This window comes from Salinisphaera sp. T31B1, from assembly GCF_040361275.1.
In the GTDB taxonomy this organism is placed as follows: Bacteria; Pseudomonadota; Gammaproteobacteria; order Nevskiales; family Salinisphaeraceae; genus Salinisphaera.
The window spans coordinates 642,742-660,522 of the sequence record NZ_APNH01000002.1; the positions used below are offsets into that span (position 1 = coordinate 642,742).

Here is a 17,781-nt window from a genome sequence, read left to right on the forward strand (position 1 = left end):
GGTCCATGCACCGGTTCAGGAAACGAACGGATCACCCGGGCGCGCGCCGCCGGCTGCGACCGTCAAGAGCCCCGCGGCCCGCCGATCAGCGACGATCGCCGTTTTCGAACTCTGCGGCAGCGCTCATCAGCGCGTCGAAATCGTCTTCGCGTGCGGCGGCGGCATCGGCCATGGCGTCGAGCTCGGCCGCGCCTGCGACATCGGTCCGCAGCGGCGCCGCGGGTTCGTGTTCGTCAGCGACCGGCGGCCGCTCGCTCTTTGGCGCCGCGTCGGCGCTGTGCCCGGATGTCGACGCGGCCTTGGGCTTCGCGGCGCCGCGGCTATTCTCGCTGGCGGTCTCGCAGATCCAGGTTTCATCGTTGGTCCACACGATCTGGGTGATCTCTGCGCGCCACTGCTTGTTGGCACGGGTAACGATGCGCACGGTGTCTCCAACCTGCACCGCGGCGGTGGTCCTGCAGCCCCAGTCCCCATTGCGCAGTTTGCAGGGGCTGGCTTCGACGAGTTCTTGTTCGCTCATGGGCTCCGCTGTTTGGCCGGGGATAAGATGACTATGTGCCTGGATGCTGGGGGCCGCGGCCAACAAATTCCAGTCTCGGGGGCCGTAGGCCGCCGGCTTCGATCGCCCGGTCAGCTTGCCTTCCGGTGCGTCGTGACCGGACGCGCGAGGCGAAAGCCTCCCCGCGAGCCATTCTGATGCCATCGGCTGCTCGATTCCCGCGGGTCGTAGTCCATGGGCGATGCTCGATCGGTCGATAGCGCGTACGCTGTCACCTTGTCGCGTAGCCCATGACTGCCATCGCAGACGTGAACCCCAGTCGGACGCATTGGAATCGCGATGCCGGAGCCCGTATACGACCCTTACCACCTGCCGCCCGGCCTGGCGCCGGGTGATCGCGTGATCCTGTTCGACGGCGTATGCCGCCTGTGCAACGGCTGGGCCCGGCTGATCATTCGCGGCGATACCTCGCGACGGTTTCGACTCGCCGCCGTACAGTCGCATACCGGCCAGGCGTTGTTGCGGCACTTCGACAAGCCGACCGATCGCTTCGATACCATTCTATTGATCGAAGACGGCTGCGCCTTCGAAAAGACCGATGCCGCGCTGCGTATTATGAGGCGGCTCGGCTGGCCGTGGCGGGCGTTCGGCGTGCTGCGGATCGTCCCGCGGCGGCTGCGGGATGCGTTATACGACGGCGTGGCGCGTCACCGGTATCGTCTGTTCGGCCGCTACGCCGCCTGTAGGCGGCTCGAAGCCGACCACGACGATCGGTTCGTCGACAGCGAACCGCGATGACCGTCACCGGAGGCATCGATACATGCCCGGGCCGGGCCCATTCCCAGGCTGTGCTCCCACGCCAGCGCACAGGGAGCCCGGGCGCAGCAATCGGCGCGAGCACACCGGCCGGTGGTTGCGCGTCAGCAATGGCCGGAGGCCCGTCCGTTCCGTCCGCCTTCCTGCGATGGCCCGGGGACGCGATCTGCCCAGCGCGGCCGTTCGCTGGGCCGCGGGAGCGCCGACCGCCGAGGCGTCGACAGACAGCCGATCGTCGGGCGCTCCCAGTTTATTTTCGAGCCGGCCGCTGCGCCGGCCCGAATACGGCTAGACTGAAGATCAGGCGGCTCGGGTTGCCGGGCATGCCATCGCCGATCGATACGATCGACCATGGCATCCGGCCCTCTTGCCGCCCACCGAGACACGCGCCCTCAGCGGCCGCAGGCCGCGACGCGTACGCCTCGATACGGGAGCATCGCTCATGAGCAAGGGTATGGATCGCAAGAAAGGCGAGAAGAAAAAGCCGGCTCGTACGTTGATGGAAAAACGCGCCGCCAAGGCAGCCGCACGCGGCAAGACGGGCAAGGGCTTGCTCGACTAGGGCCTGCCCGGACGGCCGGCGCATCGCCGACGGTCCGGCGACGCAGGCTATCGGCGCACTCAGTCGTGCGCTGATGCCTCACGCGCCCGGCACCAATCGAACAGTGCATCGGCACGGATGGGCCGGCTGAACAGGTAACCCTGGGCCTGGTCGCAGCCCCATTCGACGAGCAGCTCGAGCGTAGCGAGATTCTCGACGCCCTCGGCGACGACCGAATGCCCCAGATCGTGGGCCAGCCGGATGATCGCCCGGGTGAGCGTCTGGCCACGTTCATCCGTATCGAGCGTTTGCACGAATTGCCGGTCGATCTTGATCTTGCTGGCATCCAGCTTCTGGATATATGACAGATTGCAGTAACCGGTGCCGAAATCGTCGATCGCGGTCGCCACGCCCATGGCGTGCAACTGCTTGAGCTGGCGCGTAGCCGCATCCAGGTCGTGAATTAGCATGCTCTCGGTAAACTCGACCTCCAGGCTGTCGCCGGCCAATGAATGGAAGGCCAGACGCTGTGCGATGCGCTCGACCATGTTTTCGTCGGCGATGTCGTAAGCCGACAGATTCACTGCTACCGGCAGCGCCAGCCCACGCCGCCGCCAGGCCGCGCTCTGAGCCAACGCCGTATCCAGCACCCAGTCGGTCAGGGAACGCATCAGCGCGGTCTTTTCGGCGGCCTCGATCAGTTCGGCGGGCGGTATGAAGCCAAGCCTCGGATGCTGCCAGCGCAACAATGCCTCCACGCCGATACAGCGGTTGTCCACCGTTGCAATCTTCGGCTGATAGACCAGATACAGTTGATCGGTCGCACGCAATGCCGTGGCCAGATCCGCCAGCAGCTGGATCTTGCGTTGGCGGCGCTCGTCGCGGCCGGGTTCATAGCAGGCCCAGCCCCATTCGCCCTCCCAGGCATCGTCGGCGGCGACCGACGCACGGCGCAGGATCTCCACGGCGTCGCCGGCCCGATCGGTGCCGGGATCGATACGCGCCATGCCCATCACCGTGTCGGGTGCGAGCAGCACGCCTACGTCGGATTCGAACGGCTTGCGAAGGGTCTTCACCAGATCGGACAGTCGCGCCGCTGTTCGCTCGCCCGGTTGCTCGTCGAGAATCACGGCAAACCGGAACAATCCCACCCGGTACAGCGGCTGATCGCGCCCCAGTGCGCCGGCGAGCCGTTCGATACATTCGGCGATGAAGCTCTCGGCATGACCGTGCCCCAGCACCTGAATGAGCTCGTGCATCTGCCGGTGCAGCGCCACATCGACCACGCCCAGCAACCGCTCGGGACCTGTGCCTCGCGTGCGTCGCAGCAAGGTACCGAGCCGCTCAAGCAGCCGCTGACGGGTAAAGATACCGGTGGCCGGGTCCATTTTGCCGGCCGATTCGCGCATTCGGAGCCAGCCGCTGACCAGCGCTGCCAGATCGGCGAGCGTCCGGGCCTGCTCGTGGCCGAAATCGGGCCGTAGCTCATCGCTCATCACACACAGGGTACCCACGATATGCCCGTCGATCGTACGGATCGGCGCGCCCGCATAGAAACGGATATGCGGCGGCTCGGATACAAGCGGGTTGTTGGCGAAACGCATGTCGGCGGTAAGATCCGGCACCACCAGAAGCCGGTTGTCTTCGATGGCGTGAAGACAGAACGAATGGGCCCGAGGCGTGCCGTGGGCCGTCGTACCCACCCGCGACTTGAACCATTGCCGGTCCCGGTCAACGAGCGTGATCAAGCTGATGGGCATATCGAACAGACGTGCGGCCAGGGTCGTGGCCCGATCGAGCGCAGGATCACTCGGCCCGTGGATCAGATCGAGCCGATATAGTGCGTCCAGCCGCTCGGCTTCGTCGGCAGCGGTGTATGGGATCGTCATATTTTTAGAAGTCGGCAAAAAAGGGCCGTTATCGTCGCGACCCGGGTATTCTGACACTCTTCCACATCCCGGCGTTTTTCAGGAAGGGTCTCGTCACACGCCAAATAGCCGTCTGCAATCGGATGTTGGCTCGAATTTTCCACGCGCTACCGGCCCGGCCGTGGCGCGAAGGCTCGTATCACAGTTGGCGACGCCGGCCACACCGGCACCACATCGAGCCGTCTATCGGCGGCCGCGTGCGCGCGAGCCAGGCCCGGCAGTCAAGCAAACACAAGGCCGCATATTTCTTTGTCGCGGCATGCCCGCTTGGCCCCGATGGGCAAAAACCAGCCACCCCACGCAGGCCGCGGCCGCAATACGCGCATGCGCTCGCGCGTCGCGGTATCCTTTCTACCGGGGAGCTGACCATGGCCGTCTCACCCGTCGTATCCGAAGCCTGGAGCGGCTTCGTTGCGCCGGTCGGGCATCGCATCCGCGCACGCGGTGTTGTCGCCCGGCGGCCGGAACGCTGTACGGCAGAGAGCGCGCGACGACACCGCCGCGCCGGTCGCTGCCGCGGAGGGGCATAGCACGATGAAGACATGTTTCGCGGCCATGGCTGGCTGGAGCCGATCGGTCGTCGTGGGCGAGGCCGAGACCCCGGCACACCGCATGCACCTGATGTTCCTGTTTGCGGTAGCGCTTGGTTGTTTCGCCGGCGCCGCGCTCAACCATTTCGGCGCGATCACGCCGCATCTATACGTCCTGCTGCTCGCTCTGGTCGGGCTCATCGTTCTCGGCATGTGGTGGTACGCGCGCCGCCACGAACAGGCACAACAGGTTGCGGTGCTGTTCTGTGCGGCGGCGGTGTTCGCGATCCTGCCGTTGAACTGGATTTTCAACCAGGGTGTGGACGGACCAAGCCTGATGATTCTGGTGGTCGTGGTCGGCTACGCTTTCGGTGCGCTGGTGATCCGGCCCTGGAAGCGCGTGGTGCTCATGGCCTGTTTCGTGATTGTGCCGAGTGCGTTGATTTATGCCGAACTGCGCTGGCCCGAGTGGATATCGCCCTACCCCACGCGTCAGCTGCAGGCCGTCGACACCGCCATGACGTACTACATCTGTGTGGCGTTGCAGTTCGCGCTGATCAGCGGTTTCTTTCGCCGGTTCCGCAGCGAGCAGCGGCTGATCCAGGAATATGCGGAGCAATTGCGTGAAGCCTCGCGGCTGGACAGCCTCACCGGTCTGCTCAACCACGGCGCGTTCTATTCGAACCTGGAAGCAGCGCTGTCGACCGCGGACCGACACCAAGCCGCCGCGCTGGTGCTCTACGATCTCGATCATTTCAAGCGTATCAACGATACCTATGGGCATCTCTACGGCGACCATGCGCTGCGCGAATTCGCACGTCTTCTGGACCAGACGGTCGAGGCCTTTGGCGGCAGCGCCGGCCGCTGCGGCGGCGAAGAGTTCGCCGTGCTGCTGCACAGGGCCTCGTGGGCGACCGTGCAACGCATGGATCAGACTCTGCGCGACCGATGCGCCGCGCGACCCATGACCCACGGCATCATCCGGGTGAGTGGCGGTGTGGCGTTTTCGGCCAGCGAAACGCCCACGCGCTGGATGGAGCGCGCGGACCGGACGCTTTACGCCGCCAAGACCGAGGGCCGGGATCGGACGCTGTTCGCCGCCGCCGAGACCGTCGGAGCGCGCGGCGATACGCGCATGGACAACAACCGCAGGACCTCGGCGGCCGGCTGAGCTTGAAATCCCGGCCCGGTCGCCGGATCGTATCGGAGACGCGCCCCGCGGCTACAAGGTCCTTGCGTTGTGCTCGGCGGCCTGGTTGCCGCGCTCCAGATCGGCAATCGCGGACTCGCCCTGGCGTGCCATGTCGGCCAGCCGGGCGATTTGCTGGTCCAGTCGGGGCAACGCCTCACGACGATAACGAGATACCTCGTCGATCGCCCCGAGAACCTCGGCGAACGCATTCTCCAGTTTCTGGGTATCGAGCATCGCCGCGGCGCTGCGGTTCTGTATATCCACGCCCTGGGAGCGCAACTGTTTTGCGGTACCCGCGATCAGATCCGAGGTGGTGGTATTCAACGCTTCGACCCGATCAAGCACCAACCGCTGGTTGGCGAGCGCCAGCGCCGTGGTTACGGCCACACTCAGCGCCGATACCGTCACGTTGAGCGCTCGATCGACCCCGCGCACCAGCTCGCGATTGTTTCGGATCACCACCTCCAGTGCGAGTACGCCCTGCTGGCTCACCGCGAGCTGCTGCTGGAGATCCACGATACGCTGGCGCAGCGGAAACAGCAGTTCCTCTTCGATGAAGGCGCGCTTGGCGCTCTCGGCTTCGAGTCCGGCGCAGGCGTCTGTCAGCCGACGGTCGATCAACTGCCCGAGTTCGATCTGGCGTTGCAGCTGCTCGAGACTGTCACGCAGCGCCTGCTGGTCGTCGGCCAGGGTGAGGTTGTCGCGTCGCAACATATCCTTGCCCGCTTCGAGATCGGCAATGATCGCGTCGATGGCTTGCTGTGCCGTTTCGTATTTCTTGAAGTAGCGCTGGAGCCGGTTGCCGACGCCCGGGATGAACGACAACGCCCGTGCCAGCGGCCCGTCGGAGAGGTTGTGCCGGTTGGGATCGAGATCGCGCATGCGCCCGCGCAGATTCACCAGCGCCTGGGCGACCGGTCCGCCATCCTCGCCGTGACGGGCCAGTTCGCGGATGGGGGCTTCGAGCATGGCGCTGCGATGCGCGGCCTGGCGCTGCACCTCAACGCCCATGCTGTCGATCGCCTGGCGTCTTCGCTGTGCAGCCGCGGCCTCTTGTTCGTCGGCCGCCAGAACATCGGCAACGAACTCATCTGCGCGGGCGGCGAGCGCCGGGTCCTCCGCGGCCGAGCCCGATGCCGGCGTAGCGATCTCGCTGGCTATCTCGTCGACCGGCAGCGAGAGTCCGAGCGGTGCGCGCTCGTCCGGCTTCGAATCGTCGTGGTGGTCATGCCTTGTGTGCATAGCGGTCGGCCTTGTCCATGAATCGTTTCAAATCCGCCACGGCCTCATCGGCGGCCACCGAGGCCTGCGGACGGCCAGTGGCGACCCGCGCCATCACGACTGCCGCGTTGTCGAGGGTGGTCATTGCCGTTTCATTGCGCGCGCCGAGTTCGCTCAAGCGCCGCTCGGTGTCGGCCGCCAGATCCAGGCGCTGCTGGAGCGCATCGCGTTCGTCTGCGTGCAGCCGCTCGGACGAGTTCTGCAACCGGTGTCGTACGAATGCGGTATCGATCCCCTGCACCCCGGCGGCCAGCGAGCTCATGACATTGAGATTGTCCACCGCGGTCAGACAGACCTGAGCAGCCAGCGACCGAGACCGGTCGAAGGTAAGCTCGCGTTGATCGAACTTGGCACCGAGCACCTCCAGTACGCGGATATAGCGGGCATACAGTCGATCGGCCTGGGTGGCCAGCTCGGGCCGCTGAGCGTCGAGCAGGGCTTTTTTTGCCGCGCAGAGCGCACGTACCACGTCGTCGGCATCCGCCGGCGGCGCGGCCGGGTCGAGTACCGTCACGCCCTTCTCTCGCTGCGCATTCGCCGCGGCGTCGTGCGCACGCCGGGCCTCGCGCGCATCCACGGCCGCGCGTCGACGTGCCAGCCGGCGCGCACGCCAGCCTCGCCATCGCCGCTCCACAGGAATTTCAACCGCGAGACCGGCCAGACCGGCGATCCAGCCCAGCAGACTGGGACCAAACCCGCCCCAAAGCGACGTCAGCCACAGCAGAAAAGCCACGAACGGCACCACGAACCAATAGCGCAGAATCGCCTGCCAGCGCGACGGAGGCTCGGTCGGCACCGCCAGCCGCGGTTCCACCATGCCCACCACAAACCACGGCAGACAGGACAGGAACAGCCCGTAGGCGAAACCCTGTAGAAATTCGAACATGATCGCCCGCGCCTGCGCCCTCTGAATCGATTGCCGACGCCCTGGAAATGGGGTTGCCGACAACGATTATCAAACCGAGGGCGATCGACGACGGCCGACGGCCCGACTGGCGTGGCGGACAGGAGCGCGCGCCGGGCCGGTCAGCCGCCCACCATGCAGGCAATCGGACGCTCAGCGCAGGAGCTGGGTGACGTCGCGCACCGCGCCTTTCGAGGCATTGGTGGTCAGTGCCGCATAGGCCTTGAGCGCGGGCGAGACCTTGCGCAGACGGTTCTGCGGCTTCCAGGCCGTGGCGCCCATCTCGTCCATCGCAGCACGACGTGCCGCCAGCACGGCATCGTCGACCACCAGCTCGATCGCCCGATTGGGGATGTCGATAGCGATGGTATCGCCGGTTTCGACCAGACCGATCAGCCCGCCTTCTGCAGCCTCCGGCGAGACGTGGCCGATGGACAGGCCCGAGGTGCCGCCGGAGAAACGACCATCGGTGATCAGCGCACAGGCCTTGCCGAGGCCCTTGGACTTGAGATAACTGGTCGGGTAGAGCATCTCCTGCATGCCCGGGCCGCCCTTCGGGCCTTCGTAGCGGATCACGACCACCTCGCCGGCGGCGACTTCGTTGCACAGAATGCCGGCCACGGCCGCATCCTGGCTTTCATAGACCCGGGCCGCGCCGGTGAATTCGAGGATCGAGTCGTCCACGCCCGCGGTCTTCACGATGCAGCCTTCGGGCGCGAGGTTGCCGAACAGAACGGCGAGGCCGCCGTCGGCCGAAAACGGATGATCCGCCGAGCGGATGACGCCACTCTTGCGATCCGTGTCCAGGGTTTCCCAGCGCGCCGACTGGCTGAACGCGGTCTGAGTCGGAACACCGCCGGGCCCGGCGCGATAGAGATCGAGCACCGCTTCATCCTCGGTGCGGGTGATATCCCAGCGCGCGAGCGCTTCGCCCAGGCTGGACGAATGGATGGTCGGCCGCGACGTATCCAGCAGGCCGGCACGATCCAACTCGCCCAGGATCGCCATGATGCCGCCGGCGCGATGCACGTCTTCCATATGCACGTCGTTCTTGGCGGGCGCGACCTTGCACAGACACGGCACCCGACGCGACAGCGCATCGATTTCGGCAATGGAGAAATCCACCTCCCCTTCCTGGGCCGCGGCCAGCAGATGCAGCACGGTGTTGGTCGAGCCGCCCATGGCGATATCGAGGCTCATGGCGTTCTCGAACGCCGCACGCGTGGCGATGCCGCGCGGCAAGGCGCTTTCATCGTCGTTTTCGTAGTAGCGCCTGGCAAGATCGACGATGGTCCGGCCGGCGTTGCGGAACAGCGCCTCGCGGTCGCTGTGCGTCGCCAGAACCGAGCCGTTGCCGGGCAGCGCCAGGCCCAGCGCTTCGGTGAGACAGTTCATCGAGTTCGCGGTGAACATGCCCGAACAGGAGCCGCAGGTCGGGCAGGCCGAACGTTCGATCGTGGCCACGTCCTCGTCGGAATAGCGGTCGTCGGCGGCCACCACCATCGCGTCGACGAGATCGAACGAACGGCTATTCCCGTTGATGACGGCCTTGCCCGCTTCCATCGGCCCGCCGGAGACGAACACGGTGGGGATGTTCAGCCGCATGGCCGCCATCAGCATGCCGGGCGTGATCTTGTCGCAGTTGGAGATACAGACCAGCGCATCGGCACAGTGGGCGTTGACCATGTATTCCACGCTGTCGGCGATCAGCTCGCGCGAGGGCAGCGAATACAGCATGCCGTTGTGGCCCATGGCGATGCCGTCATCGACCGCGATGGTGTTGAACTCCTTGGCCACGCCGCCGGCCTCGGCGATCTCGCCGGCCACCAGCTGGCCCAGGTCCTTCAGATGCACATGGCCCGGCACGAACTGGGTAAAGCTGTTGGCGATGGCAATGATCGGCTTGCCGAAATCGGCATCGCCCATGCCGGTGGCGCGCCACAGCGCACGCGCACCGGCCATGTTGCGGCCGTGGGTACTGGTTCGGGATCGATAGGCAGGCATGGCGGCATCTCTGGGTTATCGCACGCAGCGATGCTATGTGGCGCCGCATCGTTTTTGAAATATATTATTCCGATCCGATTAAGTCGCCGGAGATATGAATAGTGGACGTACGACGGCTCAGACACTTCGTGGCCGTGGCCGAGACCCTGCACTTCGGCCGGGCCGCCGAACGACTGCACATGACCCAGCCGCCGCTGAGCCAGTCGATCATGGCGCTGGAACGCGAACTCTCCAGCCCGCTGTTTACCCGGACCAAGCGCAACGTGGCCCTGACCCCGTTCGGCCGGCAATGGCTCGAACCCGTACGTTCGGCACTGGCGAACCTGGACGCCCTGCCCGAAACGGCCCGCCGAATCCGGCACGGCCAAACCGGGCGCTTGAATCTGGCATTCGTCAGTACGGCCGATTACAGCCTGCTGCCTCGCCTCGTCCAGCGCTTTCGCGGACGTTACCCGGACGTGGAGCTGGCGCTGAGCGAGGCCACCAGCGATATCCAGATCGCGGCCCTGCTCGAGCGTGAAATTCATGCCGGCATTCTGATCCCACCGACACACGCGGCGCTGCCCGGCCAGCTGGCGTATCTACGATTGCTGTCCGAGCCTCTGGTCGCAGCCGTGCCCGAGCATTGGATCGAAGACGGACGGCTGACTTTGACCGCCGGGCGGCTCTCGCCTGCCGCCGTCGTCGGCTCGCCCCTGATCGTCTTCCCGCGCCACGTGGCGCCGTCGTTCCACGACCTGGTCACGAACTACTATCTGGACTGTGGCGGGCCGGCCACGATCGCCCAGCACGCAATCCAGATGCAGACCATCATCAGCCTCGTCTCGGCAGGCATGGGCATTGCGCTCGTCCCCGAATCGCTGCGCCACCTGGCACGAACGGGTACGCGCTACATACCGTTGGAAAGCCGCCCACCCCGGCTGGAGACCGGCATCGCATGGCGCCACGACGACGCCAGCCCGCTGCTGAACAATCTTCGCTCGATACTCGCCGAGTCCGCCCCGGCGGCGAAATGAACAAGCAGCCCGCACGTCTATCGCATGATCTGCCTCGTCTTGGTTTGTGTCCCGACAGCGTATCCCCGATCGCAGGGATCAAGAGCCAGCGATTGCAACTGTGTGCACACGGGCCTCGTATGCCTGTTGGAGCCAGCGTATAGCCGACTCGACTCATGAGCGCCTGCTGGCCATGGCTCGAGGAAAACGTGTCGTACGGCCGCGCTGCGCCGGGCATATATCGATGATGGCCAGGCCATATGCCGCGGAACCGTTCGTACCGTGCACATCAGAATGAACACGGCAATCTGACCCACGTCACCGCCACGCGCCGGCCCGTTGTGCGTATGGCGCCGGGCCGGCACGTCCGACGGACGCTGTACAGCCGAGCCTGGCGTGATACTGTACATACATACACTCTGCAGGAGATCCACCATGACCGAGAATACGAAGAACCATCCCGAAACCGATCACAGCAATCTGGAAAAACAGCCCAGCGACTGGACGACGGGCGACGAGGCGATGACCGGCGCTCAGCAGTCGTATCTGCAGACCCTGTGTGAAGAAGCCGGCGTCGAATTCGACGACTCGCTGACCAAGGCCCAGGCCTCCGAGCGTATCGACGAGTTGCAGGCCACGACGGGTCGTGGAACCGACGGCTGATTGGCGCGGCCAGTGTCATGGCGCCGGCCGATCGCGGCCCAGGCGTTGGCGAACGCCGAACCAGCGGTGTCGGGCCGCTCGGCGAATCGGCCGGTTTTGTGTGAATTGGCGTAGGCGCACCGCCGGGCTTTCGCTCGGTCGATAGCCCCCGGTCGTGCCAACAGATCGCGGCCGATACGGCGTCAGTACAGTCCATACCGTGCGTCTGGCCGACGACCCGGTATCGGGCCAGCGACGGCAGGGCCAGCGCTGCACACGGGGCGGACGGGGCAGCAGCCCGCCGCGTACTGCCGGGTTCAGCGCGACCGGCCACTCGAGCCGCTGTCGGCAGGCGTCTGCTTCCATAGCGCTTGTGCGGCCTCCTGGCGATTCAGTCCCTGGCGGCGCAGCGTGACGTAGTAGCTGCCGTACTGGCCGAAGTTGCCCAGTCTGCGTCGGCCGCTCGCGTGCTCGAAGACAGACAGCGTGTCGACGACCGGTTCACGAACGCCGGCCTCGCCGAGCATGCGGTGGATCTGCAGGGTACGATTGGCCAGCATGCGGCGACTCTCTTCGAACAACGGCGCCAGCCGATCGAATCGAACGCCGATCGCCACGACCTGGGGATCGTCGGTCGGCACCGCTCTGCCTGATAAACGGTTGACCAGCCAGCGCTCCGGTACGGCCTGACTGGCGTCGTCCAGCCAGTCGGAGACCGGTGTGGGTGCGGCGTCTCTGCTACCGGTTATCGGCTCGAAATGGCGATCGTCGCTGGCCGACGGCGAAGCATCGCAGCCGCCCATGAGCAGGCTCTGCCCGAGCAACAACAGCCCTATCGATCGAGCACGCATGAACATTCTCCGCTGGCATGCCGACCGAGCTTAGCAACGCTTCATGCGGCAACCGACCGGCGAACGTCGAATCGTGAAAATCTCCCGACGCGGCGCCGCTCGACCCGACCCGGGGGCCTTCCAGGGCAGACCGCGATCGATTTACGTCCGCCACACGGCTTGACGTCCGCACTGAGCCCGAGCTCATGGAGACCGCGCCCTAGCGCTTCCGATGCTCGGCTTCGCGCAGCACGCGCCGGCTGGTACGGGCGATCGTCCAGCCGATCAATACCACCACCAGCAACGTGGCCACCAGACCGCCGCCGTAGAGAAGCCATTCGTTGACGCCCCAGGCGGACGGCTCGGTCGCGCCCAGCAGCTTTTGACCGCTGGCCCCAATCCAGACCAGAAACAGCTTGATCGGGAGCATGCCCAGCAGCGAGGCCATCAGGAACGTCACCCACCGCAGAGTGCTGGCCCCCAGAACGTAGCTGGTCAGATTGAACGGGACCGCCGGCGACAAGCGGATCAGAACCGTGATCCAGAAGCCGCGCTGTTCGACCGCTGCTTCGATCTGTTCGGCAGTACGGTTACCGGCCATCTTGTTCGATACCCAGTCCCGGGCCAGCCAGCGCCCACAGGCAAAACCGATATTGGCCGCCATCAGCGCGCCTGCCAGCACGGCGGCCGCGGCAATCGAAAACCCGAAGATCGCGCCGGCGATCAGCTCGATGAGACCGGTCGGCGCGGCCAGTGCGCCAAGCACGCCGTAGATCAGCGCAAAGATCACCGGGCCGGCCCAGCCGAGCGATTCGAACCAGGCACGGGTATCTCGGAACAACTGACCCAGATCGAATACCGTCGTGCCGAGCACGAATACCGCGAGCACGAGCAAAAGCAACCCGATACGCATCAGTTGTTTGGGCGACACAGTACGTTCCTTGACGAGTAAGCAGGCATCGGTTGGATGCATCGACCGGCGCTATGGCGCTGGACAACGCCGTCGCAGGAACCGGAGTGGAGCGTGAGCATACGGGTCACGAGCCGCCACGTCTGTAGGCGTATCGCCCACTGGGCGCCAGCGCCGTTCGAGCCCGCGGCGACAGCCATCGAACAGGCAGGTAGTACACGACGCGCCCGGCCGCCGCATGCGGCGACGGCGGGATCTGGCGACAGGCGAAGACAAAGTCCCGCGCATATCAGGACTCGCCGGCCCGGCGCTGCGCCTCGGGCAGGTCCGCCCACCACTGTGCATAGCGAGTGTTGTCGGGTTTTCGACGGGATTCGTCCTCGGCGCCATCCGACCACCACACCGGCCCGCGTTCGCCCAGGCCGATCTTGGCCTGGTCGACCTGCCCGCGTGCCCTTCGTCGTTGTGCCTCGGTCTCGGCGTGCTTGACCGCGCGCCGAGCGTCCATCAGCTGTTTGACCAGCCGAGTGCGCTCGGTCTCGTCGAGCGAAGGATCGGTACAGCGCCATAGACGATTGCGGGCCACGAAATACCGCCCGTCGGGCGTTCGCGGGTAGCGCCGGCGAGTCAAACCGACCCCTCGGAAACACCACACCAGCACCAAATCGAACAATCCGTCGTACGCCGCCGCGCAGCACGGTGGTGTGCGCGGCGCCTGCACGATCGTTCAAGACGGCCTGCGGCCCCGGCGGCGATCATCGGGGCCTGTCTCCCGTACAGCGAGCGAATCGATTCATGGAGATCGTGATCTATACCTTCTGTGTAATGTATTCGCCGGGGCCGGTGAATCTCCTGGCCTTCAACGGCGGCGTACAGCGCCAGGGTCTCACGCTGGCAGGTTACGCGGCCGGTGTCGGGGCGGCGATGTTTACCGGTTTCGTCGTGCTCGGCACGCTCGGAAGCGCCGTCGTGAACGATGCGATCCTGCCCTATATCGCGCTGGCGGGCAGCGGATATATTCTTTATCTGGCATACCGGATGTTCCGGGCGCCGGTCTGCCCAGACACGCCGTGTAGCGCCCGGGTTCGCCTGCGTGTGCGCGATGGCTATCTGCTGCAATTGCTCAACCCAAAGGGGCTCGTGGTGATTCTGCCGGTAACCACTCTGATGCTTCCGGCGGCCGCTATCCACGGGTCCGCGCTGGTCGTGGTCGTCGCTCTCATATCGATCGGGGCGGTCGGCGCGCCGGCGGCGTATGCGCTGTTCGGTACCGCCGTCGGTCGACGCTGGAGGGACAAACGGATGCTCGGCCGGCTCAACCGGATCATGGCGGTCCTGCTGGTGCTGGTGGCCTGTTCGATCGTCTATGATTTTTTCCTGACCGGCGCGGTGTATCCCGCATGAACAGCAAGACCCGCGATAGCGACTGGTTCGTCCATACGCAAGGTACTCGGTTCGAGCGACTCGAAGCCTATTTCGGCGGCCATGCGTTCAACCCGCACCGGCATGATACCTACGCGATCGGACTCACCTTGTCCGGCGTGCAGAGCTTTCACTATCGCGGCGCCCTGCGCAGCAGCACGCCCGGGCATACCATCGTCGTGCATCCGGACGAGCTTCACGACGGCCATGCCGGCTCGGCATCGGGTTTTCGCTATCGCATGCTCTATGTACCGCCGACACTGATTCAGGACATTCTCGGCGGCCAGCCGCTACCGTTCGTCCCGGGCGGGATCGTGCGCGATGCGGCACTGGGCCGAGCGGTCGGCCGCCTGTTGCGCCATGTCCAGGCCCCGTTCGAGGGATTCGAGGAGGATGACGCACTGTTCGACCTGACCCGGGCCTTGTGTCGATACGGCCCGCACCCGCCGACGCCGCGGCATATCGATTATCCGGCCGCCGAACGCGCCCGTGATTACCTGGACACCGCGGCCGACCGCGGTGTCACACTGGCCGAGCTGGAAGGCGTGAGCGGCCAGAACCGGTGGCGCCTGTCACGGGATTTCCGGCTTCTGTACGGCACCAGCCCGTATCGCTATCTGACCATGCGCCGGCTCGCCCACGCGCGCCGCCAGCTGGAACGCGGGGTGCGACCGGCCGCCGCCGCCTTCGAAGCCGGGTTTGCCGACCAGAGTCACATGACCCGGCAGTTTTCCGACGCCTTCGGTATCACGCCCGGGCGATGGGCTGCGCTGATCGCCGCGCGCCGGCGCGAAGCGCAACACAGCTGACCCGCGTGCCGCGACAGCGAGTGGCCGAATCCGCGCCGCCGACCGTCCCCGAGCCGCTGGTGGCGGGCCCAGCCAGCCCGATGGGTCGGCGACGGGGAATGTCCGATGCGACCTCAGGTCGCCGGTGACGGCTCGCTGCCCGTGTCCCGCTTGAGCGGCGCGCGGCCGATATAGTCAGGGAACGCGATCGGGGCCGACAGCAATTCGTCGGGAATGGCGAAGGCCTGAACATAGGCCAGGGCATCGGGTCGGATCTGTTCGAGCAGCCTGAGCCGGAGTTTGCGGATCGCCTTGCTCTTCGACGCACTGAAATAGCCGTTTTCCAGGTACCAGCCGGCATCGGCATGGAGCGTATCGAGTACCGCCAGCTCACGCATAGTCTCCAGCGCGTCGCGCGAGGCACCCGGCGGCTGGCGTTCGATTACCGCGGCGAAGCATGAGGCGATGTGGTGGTCCATCTCCGCGCGCGCAAAGGCCATGACATGATCCTGGACATCGGTGAAGGCCAGGTAGGCATCCATGCCGTCGCTGATGCGCTTGCGCAGCCGCCGTGCAGCGGAGACCAGCAGGTTGTGGGCGCGCAGCTTGAGCACCTCGAGATGGAATTCGACATCGCGCAGATGATCTTCATCGGTCTTGCGAACGATGACCGGATTCGCCTCCAGCAGCTCGGTGCGTGCTCGCGCGGCCAGTTCGCGGGCGATGGTCATGACCAGGTCCTGTTCGAAGCTCTTGGCATACCGCGCCAGCCGGTTCTTGGCCACGAGGTTGAGCAACACGATGTTGTCGCCTTCGAAGGTGGCGAACACGTCGATATCGCGCCGAATGTTGGCGATCTGGTTCTCCGACAGAAAACCCAGCCCACCGCAGCATTCACGCGCCTGCTGACTGGCATCGATCGCGTTCCAAGACGCCATGGCCTTGAGTCCGGCGGCGAGTGTCTCGACTTCGCGCGCCGTGTCCTCGGTACGGTGCTTGAACCGGTCAACGAGATCCTCGACTGCGAAATGCAGCGCGTAGGTATGGGCGATCTTGGGGAACAGGCGTACCTGGTGTGTTCGATAATCCAGGATACGAAGCTCGCCGCCGGCCTCGCCGCCGAACTGGCGACGCAGCGTGGCATAACGCGTAGCGATCGTGAGTGACTTCTTGGCGGCCGTGACACAGGCCGAGGCCACGCTGATCCGCCCGCCCACCAGCGTACCGAGGGTGACGAAAAAGCGTTTGTTGTCGTTGGCGATCGGACTGTCGTACGTGCCGTCGGGCGCAACCTGGCCATAGCGGTCGAGCAGGTTTTCGCGAGGGATACGCACGCCGTCGAAATACAGCCGGCCGTTGTCGACGCCGTTGAGCCCCATCTTGTTGCCACAGTCCTCGATGCGCACGCCAGGCATGGGCGCGCCGTTCTCATCGCGGATCGGCACCACGAAAGCATGCACCCCGTAGCTTTCGCCGCCGGTCTTGAGCTGGGCGAATACGGTCGCGGCATGGCCGTCGCGGGCTGCATTGCCGATCCATTCCTTGCGGGCCGATACGCTCGGCGTATCGATCACGAATTCCTGGCGCTCGGCGTCGTAGCTGGCGGTCGTCTCGAGCTCCTGGACGTTCGAACCGTGCCCCGACTCGGTCATGGCGAACCCACCGAGCAGGGCCAGCGACGCGACGTCGGGCAGATAGCGTTTGTGATGGGCTTCGTTGCCGAGAAAGATGATGCTGCCGCCGAACAGACCGAACTGAACACCGAATTTCACCACCAGCGACAGATCGAACATCGCCAGGGCCGTGAACACGTGAATGAAGCCGGCCATATCGCCCTGGCCACCGACACTGGGCGGCAGCGCGGCAGTCGCGATATCGCGGTGTTCGGCCAGATGTTCGAGCCAGCGTAGTACCCGGGCGCGTTTTGTTTCGTCGGTCTCGTTGTCGGCGTAGACGAAGATGTCGTGGGCGAGCACCTTGCGGACATCGTCCCATTGCCGGGCATAGTCACCTTCCAGCACCGCCTGGATTGCGCTCGGATTGAATGGCGCCGGTATCTCGTCGAAACCCATCTCCACCGGTTCGCCGGCATCCTGAAATATCTCGGCCGACACCCCCACCCCGCTGACGCTGTGTTCGCGCGCGTAGGCATCGACAGCCTCGGCCAAGCCGGGGTCGCGGCCGGCGTGCAGCGCAGCGCTCATGGCGGCCAGACTCGGTTGCCGGTTCTTGACCCTTTCACGGATACGACGACGCAGATGCGCCATTTCGTCGACCCGTGGCGGTGAGTCGGGCGTCAGCCATTCTGTCAGGGTCTGGTGGTCGGCATCGTCCAGTGCCGGCAGGGCATCGGCGATCTCACGGATGCGTGTGCATTCGGCCTCGGCCAGGCCTCCATCGGCCCAGGCGATATAGAGCACCGGCATCAGCGGCGCCAGCGCGCTGCTGGAAACAAGCGATTCGAGACGGCGTGTCATATCGGCCTCTTGTGTCATGAGT

At 65.4% G+C, this 17,781-nt stretch carries 15 protein-coding genes; 6 read left to right on the plus strand and 9 right to left on the minus strand.

The window, feature by feature from the left end:
- Nucleotides 1-85 precede the first annotated feature (85 nt).
- Entirely contained in the window at nucleotides 86-703 is a 618-nt protein-coding gene (locus tag T31B1_RS09785) for a hypothetical protein (RefSeq protein WP_353249295.1), read from the minus strand.
- 135 nt (nucleotides 704-838) lie between these two features.
- On the opposite strand from T31B1_RS09785, the gene T31B1_RS09790 reads away from it, so the two are divergent.
- Nucleotides 839-1,297 carry a thiol-disulfide oxidoreductase DCC family protein gene (locus T31B1_RS09790; protein ID WP_353249296.1) on the plus strand — a complete coding sequence of 153 codons (459 nt, stop codon included), beginning with the start codon at nucleotides 839-841 and terminating at the stop codon, nucleotides 1,295-1,297.
- 639 nt (nucleotides 1,298-1,936) lie between these two features.
- Here T31B1_RS09790 and T31B1_RS09795 read toward each other — a convergent pair.
- Nucleotides 1,937-3,745, minus strand: coding sequence for a putative bifunctional diguanylate cyclase/phosphodiesterase (locus T31B1_RS09795; RefSeq protein WP_353249297.1), 1,809 nt, complete (start codon nucleotides 3,743-3,745; stop codon nucleotides 1,937-1,939).
- A gap of 573 nt (nucleotides 3,746-4,318) precedes the next feature.
- On the opposite strand from T31B1_RS09795, the gene T31B1_RS09800 reads away from it, so the two are divergent.
- Entirely contained in the window at nucleotides 4,319-5,485 is a 1,167-nt protein-coding gene (locus T31B1_RS09800; RefSeq protein ID WP_353249298.1) for a GGDEF domain-containing protein, read from the plus strand.
- 51 nt (nucleotides 5,486-5,536) lie between these two features.
- On the opposite strand, the gene T31B1_RS09805 is transcribed toward T31B1_RS09800, so the two are convergent.
- From T31B1_RS09805 to ilvD, 3 genes are all read right to left on the minus strand, one after another.
- A complete protein-coding gene (locus T31B1_RS09805; protein WP_353249299.1) occupies nucleotides 5,537-6,748 on the minus strand; it encodes a toxic anion resistance protein in 1,212 nt (403 codons plus the stop codon).
- A complete protein-coding gene (locus tag T31B1_RS09810) occupies nucleotides 6,732-7,673 on the minus strand; it encodes a cobyrinic acid a,c-diamide synthase (protein ID WP_353249300.1) in 942 nt (313 codons plus the stop codon). Before T31B1_RS09810 ends, T31B1_RS09805 begins: the two co-directional genes overlap by 17 nt.
- A 171-nt stretch (nucleotides 7,674-7,844) precedes the next feature.
- Nucleotides 7,845-9,695 (minus strand): dihydroxy-acid dehydratase, encoded by a 1,851-nt coding sequence (gene ilvD, locus T31B1_RS09815; RefSeq protein WP_353249301.1) that lies wholly within the window; start codon nucleotides 9,693-9,695, stop codon nucleotides 7,845-7,847.
- Nucleotides 9,696-9,796: 101 nt separating this feature from the next.
- Here ilvD and T31B1_RS09820 point away from each other — a divergent pair, with 101 nt between their 5' ends.
- Together T31B1_RS09820 and T31B1_RS09825 are read left to right on the plus strand one after the other, a co-directional pair.
- Nucleotides 9,797-10,711 carry a LysR family transcriptional regulator gene (locus T31B1_RS09820; protein ID WP_353249302.1) on the plus strand — a complete coding sequence of 305 codons (915 nt, stop codon included), beginning with the start codon at nucleotides 9,797-9,799 and terminating at the stop codon, nucleotides 10,709-10,711.
- 414 nt (nucleotides 10,712-11,125) lie between these two features.
- Nucleotides 11,126-11,353, plus strand: coding sequence for a DUF3072 domain-containing protein (locus tag T31B1_RS09825; RefSeq protein ID WP_353249303.1), 228 nt, complete (start codon nucleotides 11,126-11,128; stop codon nucleotides 11,351-11,353).
- 296 nt (nucleotides 11,354-11,649) lie between these two features.
- Here T31B1_RS09825 and T31B1_RS09830 read toward each other — a convergent pair whose 3' ends face one another.
- From T31B1_RS09830 to T31B1_RS09840, 3 genes are all read right to left on the minus strand, one after another.
- Nucleotides 11,650-12,183: a hypothetical protein gene (locus tag T31B1_RS09830; RefSeq protein WP_353249304.1), complete on the minus strand. Its 534-nt coding sequence runs from the start codon at nucleotides 12,181-12,183 to the stop codon at nucleotides 11,650-11,652.
- Between the two features lie 199 nt (nucleotides 12,184-12,382).
- Nucleotides 12,383-13,093, minus strand: a complete 711-nt coding sequence (locus T31B1_RS09835) for a TVP38/TMEM64 family protein (RefSeq protein ID WP_353249305.1) — start codon at nucleotides 13,091-13,093, stop codon at nucleotides 12,383-12,385.
- Nucleotides 13,094-13,361: 268 nt separating this feature from the next.
- Nucleotides 13,362-13,658: a hypothetical protein gene (locus T31B1_RS09840; RefSeq protein ID WP_353249306.1), complete on the minus strand. Its 297-nt coding sequence runs from the start codon at nucleotides 13,656-13,658 to the stop codon at nucleotides 13,362-13,364.
- Between the two features lie 209 nt (nucleotides 13,659-13,867).
- Here T31B1_RS09840 and T31B1_RS09845 point away from each other — a divergent pair, with 209 nt between their 5' ends.
- Entirely contained in the window at nucleotides 13,868-14,476 is a 609-nt protein-coding gene (locus T31B1_RS09845; protein WP_353249307.1) for a LysE family translocator, read from the plus strand.
- The gene (locus T31B1_RS09850) at nucleotides 14,473-15,303 is read left to right on the plus strand and encodes an AraC family transcriptional regulator (RefSeq protein WP_353249308.1); all 831 of its coding nucleotides are present in this window, start codon (nucleotides 14,473-14,475) and stop codon (nucleotides 15,301-15,303) included. The genes T31B1_RS09845 and T31B1_RS09850 overlap by 4 nt, the downstream gene beginning before the upstream one ends.
- 113 nt (nucleotides 15,304-15,416) lie before the next feature.
- Here the strand turns inward: T31B1_RS09850 and T31B1_RS09855 are convergent, their stop codons facing one another.
- Nucleotides 15,417-17,759, minus strand: coding sequence for an acyl-CoA dehydrogenase family protein (locus tag T31B1_RS09855; RefSeq protein WP_353249309.1), 2,343 nt, complete (start codon nucleotides 17,757-17,759; stop codon nucleotides 15,417-15,419).
- Nucleotides 17,760-17,781 lie beyond the last annotated feature (22 nt).

What these genes read in the sequence shown, in the direction of transcription:
- T31B1_RS09785 (WP_353249295.1), bottom strand. Translation starts at nt 703, where the DNA reads ATGGCATCAGAATGGCTCGCGGGGAGGCTTTCGCCTCGCGCGTCCGGT.
- T31B1_RS09790 (WP_353249296.1), top strand. Translation starts at nt 839, where the DNA reads ATGCCGGAGCCCGTATACGACCCTTACCACCTGCCGCCCGGCCTGGCG.
- T31B1_RS09795 (WP_353249297.1), bottom strand. Translation starts at nt 3,745, where the DNA reads ATGACGATCCCATACACCGCTGCCGACGAAGCCGAGCGGCTGGACGCA.
- T31B1_RS09800 (WP_353249298.1), top strand. Translation starts at nt 4,319, where the DNA reads ATGAAGACATGTTTCGCGGCCATGGCTGGCTGGAGCCGATCGGTCGTC.
- T31B1_RS09805 (WP_353249299.1), bottom strand. Translation starts at nt 6,748, where the DNA reads ATGCACACAAGGCATGACCACCACGACGATTCGAAGCCGGACGAGCGC.
- T31B1_RS09810 (WP_353249300.1), bottom strand. Translation starts at nt 7,673, where the DNA reads ATGTTCGAATTTCTACAGGGTTTCGCCTACGGGCTGTTCCTGTCCTGT.
- ilvD (WP_353249301.1), bottom strand. Translation starts at nt 9,695, where the DNA reads ATGCCTGCCTATCGATCCCGAACCAGTACCCACGGCCGCAACATGGCC.
- T31B1_RS09825 (WP_353249303.1), top strand. Translation starts at nt 11,126, where the DNA reads ATGACCGAGAATACGAAGAACCATCCCGAAACCGATCACAGCAATCTG.
- T31B1_RS09830 (WP_353249304.1), bottom strand. Translation starts at nt 12,183, where the DNA reads ATGCGTGCTCGATCGATAGGGCTGTTGTTGCTCGGGCAGAGCCTGCTC.
- T31B1_RS09845 (WP_353249307.1), top strand. Translation starts at nt 13,868, where the DNA reads ATGGAGATCGTGATCTATACCTTCTGTGTAATGTATTCGCCGGGGCCG.
- T31B1_RS09850 (WP_353249308.1), top strand. Translation starts at nt 14,473, where the DNA reads ATGAACAGCAAGACCCGCGATAGCGACTGGTTCGTCCATACGCAAGGT.
- T31B1_RS09855 (WP_353249309.1), bottom strand. Translation starts at nt 17,759, where the DNA reads ATGACACGCCGTCTCGAATCGCTTGTTTCCAGCAGCGCGCTGGCGCCG.